Source organism: Streptomyces platensis (genome assembly GCF_008704855.1).
Taxonomy (GTDB): Bacteria; Actinomycetota; Actinomycetes; order Streptomycetales; family Streptomycetaceae; genus Streptomyces; species Streptomyces platensis.
This window is the reverse complement of record NZ_CP023691.1, coordinates 2,214,936-2,230,342: the sequence shown is the minus strand read 5'-3', so window position 1 is coordinate 2,230,342 and position 15,407 is coordinate 2,214,936. Positions and strand designations below refer to the sequence as shown.

At 71.5% G+C, this 15,407-nt stretch carries 12 protein-coding genes; 9 read left to right on the top strand and 3 right to left on the bottom strand.

The window, feature by feature from the left end:
- The first annotated feature begins 34 nt into the window (after positions 1-34).
- Positions 35-3,004 (top strand): excinuclease ABC subunit UvrA, encoded by a 2,970-nt coding sequence (uvrA, locus tag CP981_RS09680; RefSeq protein ID WP_085928213.1) that lies wholly within the window; start codon positions 35-37, stop codon positions 3,002-3,004.
- A 179-nt stretch (positions 3,005-3,183) separates the two neighbouring features.
- Here uvrA and CP981_RS09675 read toward each other — a convergent pair whose 3' ends face one another.
- Together CP981_RS09675 and CP981_RS09670 are read right to left on the bottom strand one after the other, a co-directional pair.
- A complete protein-coding gene (locus CP981_RS09675) occupies positions 3,184-4,179 on the bottom strand; it encodes a carbohydrate kinase family protein (RefSeq protein WP_085928214.1) in 996 nt (331 codons plus the stop codon).
- Positions 4,176-5,246 carry a LacI family DNA-binding transcriptional regulator gene (locus tag CP981_RS09670; protein ID WP_085928215.1) on the bottom strand — a complete coding sequence of 357 codons (1,071 nt, stop codon included), beginning with the start codon at positions 5,244-5,246 and terminating at the stop codon, positions 4,176-4,178. The genes CP981_RS09675 and CP981_RS09670 overlap by 4 nt, the downstream gene beginning before the upstream one ends.
- A 233-nt stretch (positions 5,247-5,479) precedes the next feature.
- On the opposite strand from CP981_RS09670, the gene CP981_RS09665 reads away from it, so the two are divergent.
- On the top strand, positions 5,480-5,893 hold the full coding sequence (locus CP981_RS09665) for a Rieske (2Fe-2S) protein (protein ID WP_085928216.1): 414 nt from the start codon (positions 5,480-5,482) through the stop codon (positions 5,891-5,893).
- Between the two features lie 27 nt (positions 5,894-5,920).
- Here the strand turns inward: CP981_RS09665 and CP981_RS09660 are convergent, their stop codons facing one another.
- A complete protein-coding gene (locus tag CP981_RS09660) occupies positions 5,921-6,859 on the bottom strand; it encodes a hypothetical protein (protein ID WP_085928217.1) in 939 nt (312 codons plus the stop codon).
- A gap of 242 nt (positions 6,860-7,101) precedes the next feature.
- Between CP981_RS09660 and CP981_RS09655 the strand changes: the two genes are divergently transcribed.
- From CP981_RS09655 to gap, 7 genes are all read left to right on the top strand, one after another.
- A complete protein-coding gene (locus CP981_RS09655; RefSeq protein ID WP_085928218.1) occupies positions 7,102-7,752 on the top strand; it encodes a papain-like cysteine protease family protein in 651 nt (216 codons plus the stop codon).
- 4 nt (positions 7,753-7,756) lie between these two features.
- The gene (locus CP981_RS09650; RefSeq protein WP_085928219.1) at positions 7,757-8,644 is read left to right on the top strand and encodes a hypothetical protein; all 888 of its coding nucleotides are present in this window, start codon (positions 7,757-7,759) and stop codon (positions 8,642-8,644) included.
- Between the two features lie 339 nt (positions 8,645-8,983).
- A complete protein-coding gene (uvrC, locus tag CP981_RS09645; RefSeq protein WP_085927753.1) occupies positions 8,984-11,071 on the top strand; it encodes an excinuclease ABC subunit UvrC in 2,088 nt (695 codons plus the stop codon).
- Positions 11,068-12,012, top strand: a complete 945-nt coding sequence (gene rapZ, locus CP981_RS09640; protein WP_085927752.1) for an RNase adapter RapZ — start codon at positions 11,068-11,070, stop codon at positions 12,010-12,012. The genes uvrC and rapZ overlap by 4 nt, the downstream gene beginning before the upstream one ends.
- On the top strand, positions 12,009-13,070 hold the full coding sequence (locus CP981_RS09635; RefSeq protein WP_085927751.1) for a gluconeogenesis factor YvcK family protein: 1,062 nt from the start codon (positions 12,009-12,011) through the stop codon (positions 13,068-13,070). The genes rapZ and CP981_RS09635 overlap by 4 nt, the downstream gene beginning before the upstream one ends.
- Complete coding sequence (whiA, locus tag CP981_RS09630; protein WP_018091880.1) at positions 13,061-14,050, top strand: DNA-binding protein WhiA; 990 nt, start codon at positions 13,061-13,063, stop codon at positions 14,048-14,050. The genes CP981_RS09635 and whiA overlap by 10 nt, the downstream gene beginning before the upstream one ends.
- A gap of 312 nt (positions 14,051-14,362) precedes the next feature.
- Positions 14,363-15,367, top strand: a complete 1,005-nt coding sequence (gene gap / locus CP981_RS09625) for a type I glyceraldehyde-3-phosphate dehydrogenase (RefSeq protein WP_085927750.1) — start codon at positions 14,363-14,365, stop codon at positions 15,365-15,367.
- Positions 15,368-15,407: the final 40 nt, after the last annotated feature.

Here is a 15,407-nt window from a genome sequence, read left to right as displayed (position 1 = left end):
GCCCCCGCCCCCTTCAAGAAAGGTGCCGACCGGCGTGGCCGACCGTCTCATCGTCCGTGGCGCTCGCGAGCACAACCTCAAGAACGTCTCGCTCGACCTCCCCCGCGACTCCCTCATCGTCTTCACGGGGCTTTCCGGGTCGGGCAAGTCCTCGCTCGCCTTCGACACGATCTTCGCCGAGGGGCAGCGGCGCTATGTCGAGTCGCTCTCCTCCTATGCCCGGCAGTTCCTCGGGCAGATGGACAAGCCCGATGTGGACTTCATCGAGGGCCTGTCCCCCGCGGTGTCGATCGACCAGAAGTCGACCTCGCGCAACCCGCGCTCGACGGTCGGCACGATCACCGAGGTCTACGACTACCTCCGCCTGCTCTTCGCCCGGGTCGGCAAGCCGCACTGTCCCGAGTGCGGACGGCCGATCGCCCGGCAGTCGCCGCAGGCCATCGTCGACAAGGTGCTCGAACTCCCCGAGGGCAGTCGCTTCCAGGTGCTCTCCCCGCTGGTGCGCGAGCGCAAGGGTGAGTTCGTCGATCTCTTCTCCGACCTCCAGACCAAGGGCTACAGCCGGGCGCGGGTGGACGGGGAGACGATCCATCTCGCCGAGCCGCCGAAGCTGAAGAAGCAGGAGAAGCACACCATCGAGGTGGTCGTCGACCGCCTCACGGTCAAGGAGACCGCCAAGCGGCGGCTGACCGACTCCGTCGAGACGGCCCTCGGGCTCTCCGGGGGCATGGTCATCCTCGACTTCGTCGACCTGGACCCGGATGACCCGCAGCGCGAGCGGATGTACTCGGAGCATCTGTACTGCGCCTACGACGACCTCTCCTTCGAGGAGCTGGAGCCGCGCTCCTTCTCCTTCAACTCGCCCTTCGGCGCCTGCCCGGACTGCACCGGTATCGGTACCCGCATGGAGGTCGACCCCGAGCTGATCGTCCCCGACGAGGACCGCTCCCTCGACGAGGGCGCGATCCACCCCTGGTCGCACGGGCACACCAAGGAGTACTTCGGGCGCCTGGTCGGTGCGCTGGCGGATGCCCTCGGGTTCCGTACGGACATCCCGTGGGCCGGGCTGCCGGCCCGCGCCAAGAAGGCCCTGCTCCAGGGTCACAAGACCCAGATCGAGGTGCGCTACCGCAATCGGTACGGCCGCGAGCGGGCCTACACCACCCCCTTCGAGGGCGCCCTCCCGTTCGTCAAGCGGCGGCACTCCGAGGCGGAGAGCGACAGCAGCCGGGAGCGCTTCGAGGGCTATATGCGCGAGGTGCCCTGCCCGACCTGTGAAGGCACCCGGCTCAAGCCGATCGTGCTCGCCGTCACGGTCCAGCAGAAGTCGATCGCCGATGTCGCGGCCATGTCGATCAGCGACTGTGCCGACTTCCTGCGGGAGATGAAGCTCACCGCGCGCGAGAAGAAGATCGCCGAGCGGGTCCTCAAGGAGGTCAACGAGCGGCTGAAGTTCCTGGTCGACGTCGGCCTGGACTACCTCTCGCTGAACCGCGCGGCCGGCACCCTTTCCGGCGGTGAGGCCCAGCGCATCCGCCTCGCCACCCAGATCGGCTCCGGCCTGGTGGGCGTGCTCTACGTCCTCGACGAACCCTCGATCGGACTGCACCAGCGCGACAACCACCGGCTGATCGAGACCCTGGTGCGGCTGCGCGACATGGGCAACACCCTGATCGTCGTGGAGCACGACGAGGACACCATCAAGGTCGCCGACTGGGTCGTGGACATCGGCCCGGGCGCGGGTGAGCACGGCGGCAAGGTCGTGCACAGCGGCCCGATGAAGCAGCTGCTGGCCAACAAGGACTCGGTCACCGGCCAGTATCTGTCCGGCAAGAAGGCCATCGCGACCCCGGACATCCGGCGGCCCGCCGACCCGGCGCGGCAGCTGACGGTGCACGGCGCGAAGGAGAACAACCTCCGCGACATCGACGTCTCCTTCCCGCTGGGGGTGTTCTCCGCGGTCACCGGAGTCTCCGGCTCCGGCAAGTCGACGCTGGTCAACGACATCCTCTACACCCACCTCGCGCGCGAGCTGAACGGCGCCAAGTCGGTGCCGGGCCGGCACACCCGGGTCGCCGGGGACGATCTGGTGGACAAGGTCGTGCATGTCGACCAGTCGCCGATCGGCCGTACCCCCCGCTCCAACCCGGCCACCTACACCGGTGTCTTCGATCATGTCCGCAAGCTCTTCGCGGAGACGATGGAGGCCAAGGTCCGCGGCTATCTGCCGGGCCGCTTCTCCTTCAACGTCAAGGGCGGCCGCTGCGAGAACTGCTCCGGCGACGGCACCATCAAGATCGAGATGAACTTCCTGCCGGATGTGTATGTGCCGTGCGAGGTCTGCCACGGGGCGCGCTACAACCGCGAGACGCTGGAGGTCCACTACAAGGGCAAGTCCATCGCCGAGGTGCTGGACATGCCCATCGAGGAGGCCCTGAGCTTCTTCGAGGCGGTGCCGACCATCGCCCGGCATCTCAAGACGCTCAACGAGGTCGGCCTCGGCTATGTCCGGCTCGGGCAGTCCGCGCCGACGCTCTCCGGCGGCGAGGCGCAGCGCGTCAAGCTGGCCAGCGAGCTCCAGAAGCGTTCCACGGGCAGCACGGTTTATGTCCTCGACGAGCCGACCACCGGTCTGCACTTCGATGACATCAGCAAGCTGATCAATGTGCTGGCCGGCCTGGTCGACAAGGGCAACACGGTGATCGTCATCGAGCACAACCTCGATGTGATCAAGACCGCCGACTGGGTCATCGACATGGGCCCCGAGGGCGGCAACGGCGGCGGCCTGGTCGTCGCCGAAGGCACCCCGGAGGACATCGCGTCCATCCCGGCCAGCCACACCGGCAAGTTCCTGCGGGAGATCCTCGGCGACCGCGTCAGCGACGCCGCACCGGTGAAGGCCTCCGCCAAGAAGCCGGTGGCCAAGAAGGCCGTGGCGAAGAAGACCGCAGCAAAGAAGACCGCGGCCAAGAAGACCACGGCGCGGGCCCGTCGGTCCTCCTGACACCCACGAGCCGTGCCTGCCGGGCCGTCACCGCTCTCCGTACGACGGGGGGCGATGGCGGCCCGTCGTGGTGGCGCCCGTCGTGGTGACGGGCCGGGCCCAGCGGTGCGCCGGGGGCCCGGCGGCCCGTACGCCCCGCACCGGAGCGGGCCTCCCCTCCACCGGCCTCCAACCCCCTCCTACGCCGCTACCTCCGCGGCGAACGGCGGTTCCGCGCCCGCTCGCGAGCAGGTGACGGCGGCCGCGCGGGCGGCGAAGCGCAGGATGTCGTGCCAGTCCTCGGTGCCGAGCGCGGCGACGGCGGTGCGGGAGAGGGCGTCGTGGGCGTCCAGCCGGTGCAGCAGCGCGGCGTTGACCGTGTCACCGGCGCCGATGGTGTCGACGACGGTGACCCGCTCGCCGGGCACCGTCAGCTCGCCGCCGCCTGGCGTCAGCACCGTCAGACCGTCCCCGCCATGGGTGAGAACGATCGCCGCGGGCCCTGCGGCCAGCCACTCCTTCGCCGCCGCGAGGACCGCGTCCCGGCCCCCGCCCGGTCCCTCGCCGGCCCCCGCCAGCCACAGCGCGTCCTCCTCGGAGAGCTTCAGCAGGGCGACGTCGGGGAGCCAGGAGCGGAAGCGGGCCCGGTAGGCGTCCGGGTCGGGGATCAGACCGGGCCGGACGTTGGGGTCGAGCGCCGTGAAGACCCCGCGCCCGGCCTCCCGGCGCAGCAGGGACTCATACGCACTCGCGCCCGGCTCCAGGACGAGCGAGCAGGTGCCCAGGGAGAGCGCCCGGACCGCGGCGGGCAGCGCCGGCGGCAGGGCGAAGAGCCGGTCGGCGGTGCCGTCGGCGTAGAAGCCGTAGCCGGCCGACCCGTCCGGGCTGATGTCCGCCACGGCAAGGGTGGTCGGCTCACTGCCGCGCTGCACCAGCGAGGTGTCCACGCCCCCTGCGCGCAGCCAGGCCAGCAGCGCCTCGCCGAACGCATCGGTCGAGATCCGGGAGCAGAAAGCGGCGGGCGAGCCCAGCCGCCCCAGCGCGACCGCGGTGTTGTACGGGCCGCCGCCACGCCGCGGCAGCAACGCCGGCAACGGGCCGCCCGGGGCGGGGGAGCCCCCGTCGGGGGCGGGCGGGAGTGCGGTCTGCGGGCTGGGGACGAGGTCGATCAGTGCCTCGCCGGCGACGACGATCACGGGGTGCGGTTCCTTTCCTGGGCGGCCGGACGGGCGGCCTGGGGTGCGGCCGGGCGGCCGGCCGGGGCGGGTTCGGGGCAGCCGCACGACGTACGGTGCACAAAGGTGCAGGGGAGACGGAGGGTGCGCGGGGGCCGGTCCGGCTCCGCCAGACGCTCCAGCAGCAGCCGGACCGCCGCCGCCCCGATGTCCTTGCTGGGCTGGGCGATCGCGGTCAGCCGGGGTGTGAACAGCTCCGCCCACGAGAAGTCGTCGAAGCACGCCAGCGCGATGTCGTGGGGGACCGCCCGGCCCAGTTCGCGCAGCGCCCGCAGCGCGCCGATGGTCATCGCGTTGTTGGCGGTGATCAGCGCGGTGGGCGGTTTCGCCGAGGCGAGCAGCTGCCGGGTGGCGGCCTGGGCGCCCGCGGCCTCGGAGTTGCCGCCGGCGAGGAGCGCGGGCACGAACGGCAGCCCGCGGGCGCCGAGCCCGTCGCGGTAGCCCTCGACCCGCTCGGTCGTGGTGCTCAGCCCCGGGAGGCCGGCCACCAGTCCGATCCGGGTGTGCCCCAAGTCGGCCAGATGCTCGACCAGTTGACGCACCGGGCCGGTGTTCTCGGCGCACACCTGGTCGTGCGCGTCGCCGACCAGCCGGTCCAGGAAGACCGCCGGCACCGCGCGCCGGGCCAGATACTCCACCATCTCCGCGGGCTCCGCGGACGGCGCGACGATCACACCGTCCACCCGTCGCTCATGCAGCAGCTGGACGACCGTGCGCTCATGCCGGGGGTCGTCGTGCGGATCGGCGATCAGCAGGCTGTAGCCGGCCGCCAAGGCGCCGGCCTCGACGCCCTGGAGGATCTCGGTGAAGTACGGGTTGCTGATCGCGGAGACCGCGAGGCCGATCGAGCGGGTGCGGGAGGTGACCAGGGAACGGGCCAGGGTGTTGTGGGTGTAGCCGAGCTCGTCGATGGCGCCGAGCACCGCGGCGCGGGTGGCGGGGCGCACCGGCCGGGTCCCGTTCAGCACATGCGAGACCGTGGCGACCGAGACCCCGGCCCGCCGCGCCACATCCGTCATCGTCGTCATCCACTCTTCCTCCCGCGTGTGCGGCACCACGGCGGCGCCCCGGCTTCCCGGGCCTCGTCCCGCGAAGCCCCCACACTACGAGCGCCGACCTCAAACGTAAACGCTTACGTAAGCGTTTACGCTCCGGGGGTGCCCCGGTGCCCGACCCGGCGTCCGGCCCGGCCGGAAGCGGAACGATCTGCGCCGGTATCGTCGGGAGCCGCCGCCTCTGACCCCTGACCTCTGGAGCAGCCATGAGCCAGTCCCCCGACCGCCGAACCGTGCTGCGGGGGGCGGCGCTCGCCGGGGCCGCCGGCTTCGGGCTGGCCGCCTGCTCCTCGGGGGAGTCGGGCGCGAACGCCTCGGCGGTGCCCGAGGAGCCGGTCGACCTCGGGGCCGCCGCCGACGTGCCGGTCGGCGGCGCCAAGCTCTACCGCGAGGACCGGCTCGTCGTGTCGCAGCCCTCCAAGGGCACCTACAAGTGCTTCAGCGCCAAGTGCACGCACGCCGGCTGCATCCTGTCCGACGTCGAGAAGAAGGAAGGCAGCTGCCCCTGCCACGGCAGCCGCTTCGACGTCGCCACCGGCAAGGTCCTCCAGGGCCCGGCGACCGAGCCGCTGCCCGAGGTCCCGGTCAAGGCCAAGGACGGCAAGCTGATCGCGGGCTGAGGCGGCGGATCGCCGGCCCCGCGGGGCTCACCCCCAGTCCCAGGCGATGCCCAGTATCCCGGGCCGGACCCCCTGCTCCACGAGGTGCACGGCGCGGTGCCGTCCGCTGAGCGTCAGCTCCTGCTGACCGCTGCGCGGGGCGCCCGCGGAGGTCTGCGCGAAGCGGCGGCAGCGCACCGGCAGCGCCGCCTCGTCGAAGCGCACCTGGAGGACGTACTGGCCGCCGGCGAAGGTGAAGCCGCGCAGGTACTCGGTGCTCGGGCCGCCGCTGCCGTCCTCGAAGGCGTAGCCGAAGACATGGGTGTCACCGGCCCGCAGCCGGGCGTCGAAGAGCAGCTCGGCGACCACCACCCCGGTCTCGGCGTGCCCGCGGACCCGGCCCAGCCGGCAGTTCTCCGCGGCCCGCACCCGGACCCCGGACGTCTCGCAGCCCGACTCGCCCCGGTGGATGGCGACATAGCGGTCCACGCCGTCCCGGTGGGCCCGGACCACCTGGAGCGATTCGCGAGTGAGGAGCTCACGCCCGGGCCCGATGGCGACTCGCTCGTGGTGGCCGACGGTGTGCAGCCCGCCGTCCACGGGCGTCTCCAGCTCGGCGAACAGCTGCTGTAGCGCGGCGGCGGGCGCCACCAGGGAACGGTACGAGCGGGCGAGCGGCCGCTCGGCCTCCGGGCGGGCGGCGCCCTCCGGTACCAGCAGCCGGTGCAGCGAGTGCGCGGGCAGGTCCAAGACCTCCTCCAGGGCGCGCACCGCCCGCAGCGACTCGGGGCGCTGCGGCCGACGGGCGCCCTGCTGCCAGTAGCTCAGACTGGTCACGCCGATGGTGATGCCGCGCTGTGCGAGCTTGTGCTGGACGCGGGCGAGGGCGAGGCCGCGCTCGGTGAGCGCGGAGCGGAGCGCGAGGTGGAACGGACCGGTCCGGAGCAGCTGCGCCAGCTCGGCCGACTGCGGAGTGTTCTGTCCCATTGCCTCGCTCCTCCGGCGCGCGGGTGAACGTTCACAACCGGATCGCGCGCCGCACACTCTGCCTGTCCGTTCACCGCAGTACGCCGGGCACCGGCCGTTCACATCCGGGCCCGTCCGTCCACACCCCCATGTACTTCCGCATTGAAGCGTGTTGACCTGCCTGCGACAACACCTGATGCTCCTCAGCAGCATCCGGATGCGCTCCTCTCACCCCCTCACCCCCCATGTTCGGGAGGAACGCCATGACACGTGCACCCCACGCACGCCGTTCCCGCCGCAGAGGGCTGTCGGCCGCAGCGCTCACGACCGCCGCACTATCCCTGCTCACGGGCGTGACCGCCGCCTCGGCAGCGCCCCTCACGCCCCCGGCGCACACCCCCACCGCCGCGAAGGCGGCGGCCGCACCGCGCTTCGCCGCCAACCGCCTCGACATCGCCATGCAGGCCCAGGAGAACACCAACTGGTGCTGGGCCGCCTCCGGCAACACCATCGCGACCTGGTTCGGCAGGAACTACACCCAGAACCAGTTCTGCAACGCCGCCTTCAACCGCCAGCAGGGCAGCACCTGCCCCAACGACCAGGCCACCCTCGGTAATGTGCAGACCGCCCTCACCTGGATGGGCATCAACTCCGGTTCCTATGTGACCGGTTGGCTCCGCCCCGGCACCGTGCAGAGCGAGATCGACGCCCGCCGGCCGGTCGAGACCCGCATCCAGTGGTCCTCCGGCGGTGGCCATATGCACGTGGTCTATGGCTATGACACAGATCGAAACTGGATTTACTGGGGTGATCCCTGGGCGGCCAACTCCCGCTACAACTGGGGCGATTTCGACTACTACGTGAACGGAAGCTCCTTCTCCTGGACGCACTCCCTCTACCGGATAGGAGCCTGAGGCCATGACGAAGCGCACCGCCGTCCGCACCGCCCTCCGCGCCGTCGCCACAGGAGCGTTCGCGACCACCCTCCTCGGCCTCGCCCCGCAGGCCGCAGTGGCCGCGCCCGTCCCCACGCCCCAGGCCCCGGCCCGTGCGGTGGTCGCCGCTGCCCACGAAGCCGCCGCCGCCCCCGCGACGCTGGACACCCTCGCCCGTTTCTTCGCCGCCGACCGCAAGCGCGGTGGCGCACCGGCACTGGCCCCCGCGGCACAGGGTGCCCCGCGCATCGAGGGCGGCACGGTCCCCGTCTACCTCCTGTCACCGGACTTCGTACGCGGCCGGACCGCGGCCCCCGTGGCCCGTCTGGAGTTCCTCGCCAGCAAGGCCGTCGCCGCCGACGGCCGCACGGCCTCCGTATGGACCGTGCGGCAGGGCGCGGCCTGGAAGGTCGTCAACATCGCTGACGGCGACGACGAGGCCCGCTACACCGCGGCCGGGGCCGCGCGTGCCAAGGGCGGCACGGTCTTCCACGAGCCGCAGATCGACGCCTGGTACGTGCAGCGCGGCGACCGGATCGAGCCGCTGGACGCCGACGCCCGCAAGGCCGTCGGGGCGCATGGCACCACCGTCGCCGCCTACCGGAAGCGGGTGGCGAAGGCCTACGGGGACAAGCTGCCGGGCTCCGCGTACGACCGGCGCGGCGAGGCCGGCGGCTACGGGCCGGAGGCCGCGGCCGGCGCCAAGGAGCCCCAGGCCCAGGCGGCGCCGGCCCAGCAGCCCCTCATGGCGGGCGCGTTCACGGACGCCAGCCTGCCGGTGACCGCGGCCACGACCGTGGCGGGCGCCGCCGCCCTGCTGGCCCTGGGACTGTCCGCCGCGGCGGCCCTGCGCCGGCGCCGCAACGGCTGAGCGGGCCGCGCCTGCGCCGCAGCGGCTGAACGGGCGCGCCCGCGCCGCAGCGGCTGACGGGGCGCGTCTGCCCGCCGCATGCCGTCCGTACGGCGGGCAGGCGCTTCCGCCGCCCCCTCCCCCTCCTCCCCCTTCGGGGGGAGGGGGAGGGGGGTGGGTTCGGGGGTGGGGGGGGAGCCGCGACGCGAACGCGCACCGCGACCCCACGAGCACCCTGCACCCCGGCCCACGCCCCCAATGCCCCCACGGCAGCCGAGCACGGCCACACCCCGCCTCCCCCGCCAGGAACGCAGCCGGTCCCGGCCGTGATTGTCGGTGGCGGTCAGTAGGGTGGTGGGCATGGCAGACCCCAGCAGCTATCGACCCAAGCCGGGACAGATCCCCGACTCGCCGGGGGTCTATAAGTTCCGCGACGAGCACGGCCGGGTCATCTACGTCGGCAAGGCGAAGAGCCTGCGCCAGCGGCTGGCCAACTACTTCCAGGACCTGGCCGGCCTCCATCCGCGTACCCGCACGATGGTCACCACCGCCGCCTCCGTGGAGTGGACCGTCGTCACCACCGAGGTCGAGGCGCTCCAGCTCGAATACACCTGGATCAAGGAGTTCGACCCCCGCTTCAACGTCAAGTACCGCGACGACAAGAGCTATCCGTATCTCGCGGTGACCCTCAACGAGGAGTTCCCGCGCGTCCAGGTCATGCGCGGCGCCAAGAAGAAGGGCGTGCGCTACTTCGGTCCGTACGGGCACGCCTGGGCCATTCGCGAGACCGTCGACCTGCTGCTCCGTGTCTTCCCCGTACGGACCTGCTCCGCCGGTGTCTTCAAGCGCTCCGCGCAGATCGGCCGCCCCTGCCTGCTCGGCTACATCGGCAAGTGCGCGGCCCCCTGCGTCGGCCGGATCTCCGCCGACGAACACCATGAACTGGCCGAGGAATTCTGCGACTTCATGGCCGGCCGCACCGGTGCCTACATCCGCCGCCTGGAGCGCGGGATGCAGGAAGCGGCGGAGGAGATGGAATACGAGCGCGCCGCCCGGCTGCGGGACGACATAGGCGCGCTCAAGCGGGCCATGGAGAAGAGCGCCGTGGTGCTCGCCGACGCCACCGACGCCGATCTGATCGCGGTCGCCGAGGACGAGCTGGAAGCCGCCGTCCAGATCTTCCACGTCCGCGGCGGGCGGGTGCGCGGCCAGCGAGGCTGGGTCACCGACAAGGTCGAGGCCGTCACCACCGGCGATCTGGTCGAGCACGCCCTCCAGCAGCTGTACGGCGAGGAGCGGGGCGACGCCGTCCCCAAGGAGGTCCTGGTCCCGGCGCTGCCCGAGCCCGTCGACCCGGTCGCCCAGTGGCTGACCGGGCGCCGCGGCTCCCAGGTCTCGCTGCGCATCCCGCAGCGCGGCGACAAGAAGGACCTGATGGCCACGGTCGCCCGCAACGCCCAGCAGGCCCTGGGCCTGCACAAGACCAAGCGCGCCTCCGACCTGACCACCCGCTCCCGTGCCCTGGAGGAGATCGCCGAGGCCCTCGGCCTGGATTCGGTGCCGCTGCGTATCGAGTGCTTCGACATCTCCCACCTCCAGGGCGATGACGTCGTCGCCTCGATGGTGGTGTTCGAGGACGGTCTCGCCCGGAAGAGCGAATACCGCCGCTTCCAGATCAAGACCTTCCAGGGCCAGGACGATGTCCGGTCCATGCACGAGGTCATCGGCCGCCGTTTCAAGCGCTATCTCCAGGAGAAGCAGAAGGCCGGCGAGTGGACGGAGGAGCCGGCCGGCGACGCCCGTGTCGACGACAACGGCGCCACCGCCTCGGCCGTCGCCGCCGGCCCGGACGATGAGCCGGACCCGATGGCCGGCCGCCCGACCGACGAGGACGGCCGCCCCAAGCGGTTCGCCTACCCGCCGCAGCTCGTGGTCGTCGACGGCGGTGCCCCGCAGGTCGCGGCCGCCCGCCGGGCCCTGGACGAGCTCGGCATCGACGATGTCGCGGTCTGCGGCCTGGCCAAGCGCCTCGAGGAGGTCTGGCTGCCCGAGGACGACGACCCGGTGGTGCTGCCGCGCAGCAGCGAGGGTCTCTACCTCCTCCAGCGCGTCCGGGACGAGGCACACCGCTTCGCCCTCGCCTACCAGCGCAGCAAGCGCACCAAGCGACTGAAGTCCTCGCCGCTGGACACCGTCGCCGGACTGGGCGACACCCGCCGCCAGGCGCTGCTCAAGCATTTCGGCTCGCTGAAGAAGCTGCGGGCCGCGACGATCGACGAGATCTGCGAGGTTCCGGGCGTCGGCCGCAAAACGGCGGAGACGGTCGCCGCGGCGCTGGCCGGGGCGGCGCCGTCCGCCCCCGCGGTGAACACCGCCACAGGAGAGATCATTGAGGATGACGGGGCCCCACCGGCCGCGTTGTCAGCAGAACGGGGGCAGGACCGATGAGTACACCGCACGAAGCGCAGGAAACCGAGAGAGACGGTGCACAGGTGAGTACGGGCACGACCGACCAGGGCGAGAGTGCCGCGATTCCCGAGTTGGTGATCATCTCCGGGATGTCCGGCGCCGGCCGCAGCACGGCCGCGAAGTGTCTGGAGGACCTCGGCTGGTTCGTCGTCGACAACATCCCGCCCGAGCTGATCGCACCGATGGTCGAGCTGGGCGCCCGGTCGCAGGGCAATGTCGCCCGGATCGCGGTCGTCGTCGACGTCCGCGGCCGCCGCTTCTTCGCCAACCTCAAGGAATCGCTGGCCACCCTCGACGCGCAGAACGTCAAGCGCCGCATCGTCTTCCTGGAGTCCTCCGACGAGGCCCTGGTGCGCCGCTTCGAATCCGTGCGCCGCCCGCACCCCCTCCAGGGCGACGGCCGGATCGTCGACGGCATCGCCGCCGAACGCGATCTGCTGCGCGAGCTGCGCGGCGACGCCGACCTGGTCATCGACACCTCCAGCCTCAACGTCCACGAACTGCGCGCCAAGATGGACGCTCAGTTCGCCGGCGAGGAGGTCCCCGAACTGCGCGCCACGGTCATGTCCTTCGGCTTCAAGTACGGCCTCCCGGTCGACGCCGACATGGTCATCGACTGCCGCTTCATCCCCAACCCGCACTGGGTCCCCGAGCTGCGCCCCTTCACCGGCCTCAACGACGAGGTCTCCAACTACGTCTTCAGCCAGCCCGGCTCCAAGGAGTTCCTGGACGGCTACGCCGAGCTGCTGCGGATCGTCGCCGAGGGCTACCGCCGGGAGGGCAAGCGCTATGTGACCATCGCCGTGGGCTGCACGGGCGGCAAGCACCGCAGCGTCGCGATGTCCGAGAAGCTCGGCCGCCGCCTGGTCTCCGAAGGGGTGGAAACCGTCATCGTCCACCGGGACATGGGGCGCGAGTGAGCGGGCGCACCCCACGGCTGCGCCGGGTCCGGCGGTTCGTCCCCAGTGGCCGTATCACGAAGGGCGCCACGCCCAAGGTGGTGGCGCTGGGCGGCGGCATGGGCCTGTCCGCCTCGCTGACCGCGCTGCGCCGGATCACCGGTGATCTGACCGCGGTCGTCACGGTCGCCGACGACGGCGGTTCCAGCGGCCGGCTCCGCGACGAGCTCGGCGTGCTGCCGCCCGGCGATCTGCGCAAGGCGCTGGCCGCGCTGTGCGGTGACGACGACTGGGGCCAGACCTGGTCCCGGGTGATCCAGCACCGCTTCCAGAGCGAGGGCGAGCTGCACGACCACGCGGTCGGCAATCTGCTGATCGTGGCCCTGTGGGAGCAGCTCGGCGACCATGTCCAGGCCCTCGACCTGGTCGGCAAGCTGCTCGGCGCGCACGGCCGGGTGCTGCCCATGTCGGCGGTGCCGCTGGAGCTCCAGGCCCAGGTCAGGGGCCATGAATCGGGCCGTCCGGACGCGATCACCACGGTCCGCGGTCAGGCCACCGTCGCGCTCACCCGCGGCGAGGTGCAGTCCGTCCATGTGGTCCCCGAGGACCCGCCGGCCGTCCCCGAGGCGGTAGCCGCGGTGCGGGACGCCGACTGGGTGGTGCTCGGTCCCGGCTCCTGGTTCTCCTCCGTGATCCCGCATCTGCTGGTGCCGGAGCTGCGCGAGGCGCTGGAGGAGACCAAGGCCCGAAAGGTCCTTTCGCTCAACCTTGCGCCCCAACCGGGCGAAACCGATGGCTTCTCCCCGCAGCGTCATTTGGAGGTTTTGGCCCGACACGCCCCTAAACTCGCCTTCGACGTGGTGCTGGCCGACAAGGCCGCCGTGCCCGACATCGAAGGTCTGACGGTTGCCGCGAAGCAGCTGGTCGGCAGCGAGGTCGAGCTGGCGGCGGTCGCCGCACAAGGAGACGACGCCCGGTCGAGTGCCGGGGGAGCCCCCGACCGGCACGACCCGGAGCTGCTGGCAGCCGCGTACGACCGTATTTTTCGGATGCATGGAAGGATCGGCCCATGGCGATGACGGCAGCGGTGAAGGATGAAATCTCCCGGCTCCCCGTCACCCGGACCTGCTGCCGGAAGTCGGAGGTCTCGTCGATCCTGCGGTTCGCGGGCGGTCTGCACCTGGTCAGCGGACGCATCGTGATCGAGGCGGAGCTGGACACGGGCATCGCGGCCCGGCGGCTGCGCAAGGACATCCTGGAGATCTTCGGGCACAGCTCCGACCTGGTGGTGATGGCCCCCGGCGGCCTGCGGCGCGGCAGCCGCTACGTCGTCCGGGTGGTGGCCGGTGGCGATCAGCTGGCGCGCCAGACCGGCCTGGTGGACGGCCGCGGCCGGCCCATCCGCGGGCTGCCCCCGCAGGTGGTCTCCGGCGCGACCTGCGACGCCGAGGCGGCCTGGCGCGGCGCCTTCCTGGCCCACGGCTCACTGACCGAGCCGGGCCGCTCCTCGTCCCTGGAGGTCACCTGCCCCGGGCCCGAGGCGGCGCTCGCCCTGGTCGGTGCCGCCCGCCGGCTCGGCATCGGTGCCAAGGCCCGAGAGGTGCGCGGAGTGGACCGCGTCGTGGTCCGGGACGGTGACGCGATCGGTGCCCTGCTGACGCGGCTCGGCGCCCATGAGTCGGTGCTCGCGTGGGAGGAGCGGCGGATGCGCCGCGAGGTCCGCGCCACCGCCAACCGCCTCGCCAACTTCGACGACGCCAACCTCCGCCGCTCGGCGCGCGCCGCGGTCGCCGCGGGCGCCCGGGTCCAGCGGGCCCTGGAGATCCTCGGCGAGGAGGTCCCCGAGCACCTCGCGGCGGCCGGCCGGCTGCGCATGGAGCACAAGCAGGCCTCGCTGGAGGAGCTGGGCGCCCTCGCCGACCCGCCGCTGACCAAGGACGCGGTCGCCGGCCGGATCCGCCGGCTGCTGGCGATGGCCGACAAGCGGGCCCAGGACCTCGGCATCCCGGGCACCGAGTCCAACCTCACCGAGGAACTCGCCGAGGGCATGGTCGGCTGACCGCCCGCGCCGCGTACACCCCCGGCTGCTCCCTGATGCCCTTGTGTCACTCCCGGATCTGTGTTACCGGGGGTCGGCGCGAGCGGGCGTCGAAGGACGCGGCCGGGGGTGCTCGTTTGAGGGGGCGAAAGCCCGTTTGACCGGCGCGAACAGGCGACGAAGGACCTGGCCGGGACTGCTCGTTTGAGGGGACGAAAGCCCGTTTGTCAATGTCACGTACGTCTCTTATTGGGGGTAGGGTCGGAGGCGGTCGGGGACAGCCCATACAGCTCGCCGGTGACCCATCGGCGTACCTAACGAGGAGATCGGTTCGTGACGATCCGCGTAGGCATCAACGGATTCGGCCGCATTGGTCGCAACTACTTCCGCGCGCTCCTGGAGCAGGGTGCGGACATCGAGATCGTCGGTGTCAACGACCTGACCGACAACGCCACCCTGGTTCACCTGCTGAAGTACGACACCATTCTGGGTCGCCTCAAGCAGGCCGTCAGCCACACCGACGACACCATCACGGTCGGCAACCAGACCTTCAAGACGATGGCCGAGCGCGACCCGGCGAACCTCCCCTGGGGCGAGCTCGGCGCCGACATCGTCATCGAGTCGACCGGCATCTTCACCAAGAAGGCCGACGCCGAGAAGCACATCCAGGCCGGCGCCAAGAAGGTCCTGATCTCCGCGCCCGCCAAGGACGAGGACATCACGATCGTGATGGGCGTCAACAACGACAAGTACGACGCGGCCAAGCACCACGTCATCTCCAACGCCTCCTGCACCACCAACTGTGTGGCGCCGATGGCGAAGGTGCTCGACGAGAACTTCGGCATCGTCAAGGGCCTGATGACGACGGTCCACGCGTACACCAACGACCAGCGCATCCTGGACTTCCCGCACAGCGACCTGCGCCGCGCCCGCGCCGCCGCGGAGAACATCATCCCGACCTCGACGGGTGCCGCCAAGGCCACCGCCCTGGTCCTCCCGCAGCTCAAGGGCAAGCTGGACGGTATCGCCATGCGCGTGCCCGTCCCCACCGGTTCGGTCACCGACCTCGTGCTGGAGCTCGACCGCGAGGTCACCAAGGACGAGATCAACACCGCCTTCCAGAAGGCCGCCGAGGGCCAGCTCAAGGGCATCCTGGAGTACACCGAGGACCCGATCGTCTCCTCGGACATCGTGAACTTCCCGGCCTCGTGTACCTTCGACTCCTCGCTGACCATGTCCCAGGGCAAGCAGGTCAAGGTCGTCGGCTGGTATGACAACGAGTGGGGCTACTCCAACCGCCTGGTGGACCTGACCACCTTCGTCGGCGGCCAGCTCTGATCGCTGGTTGACGCCCGAGGCACCGAGATGTGAGGACGGG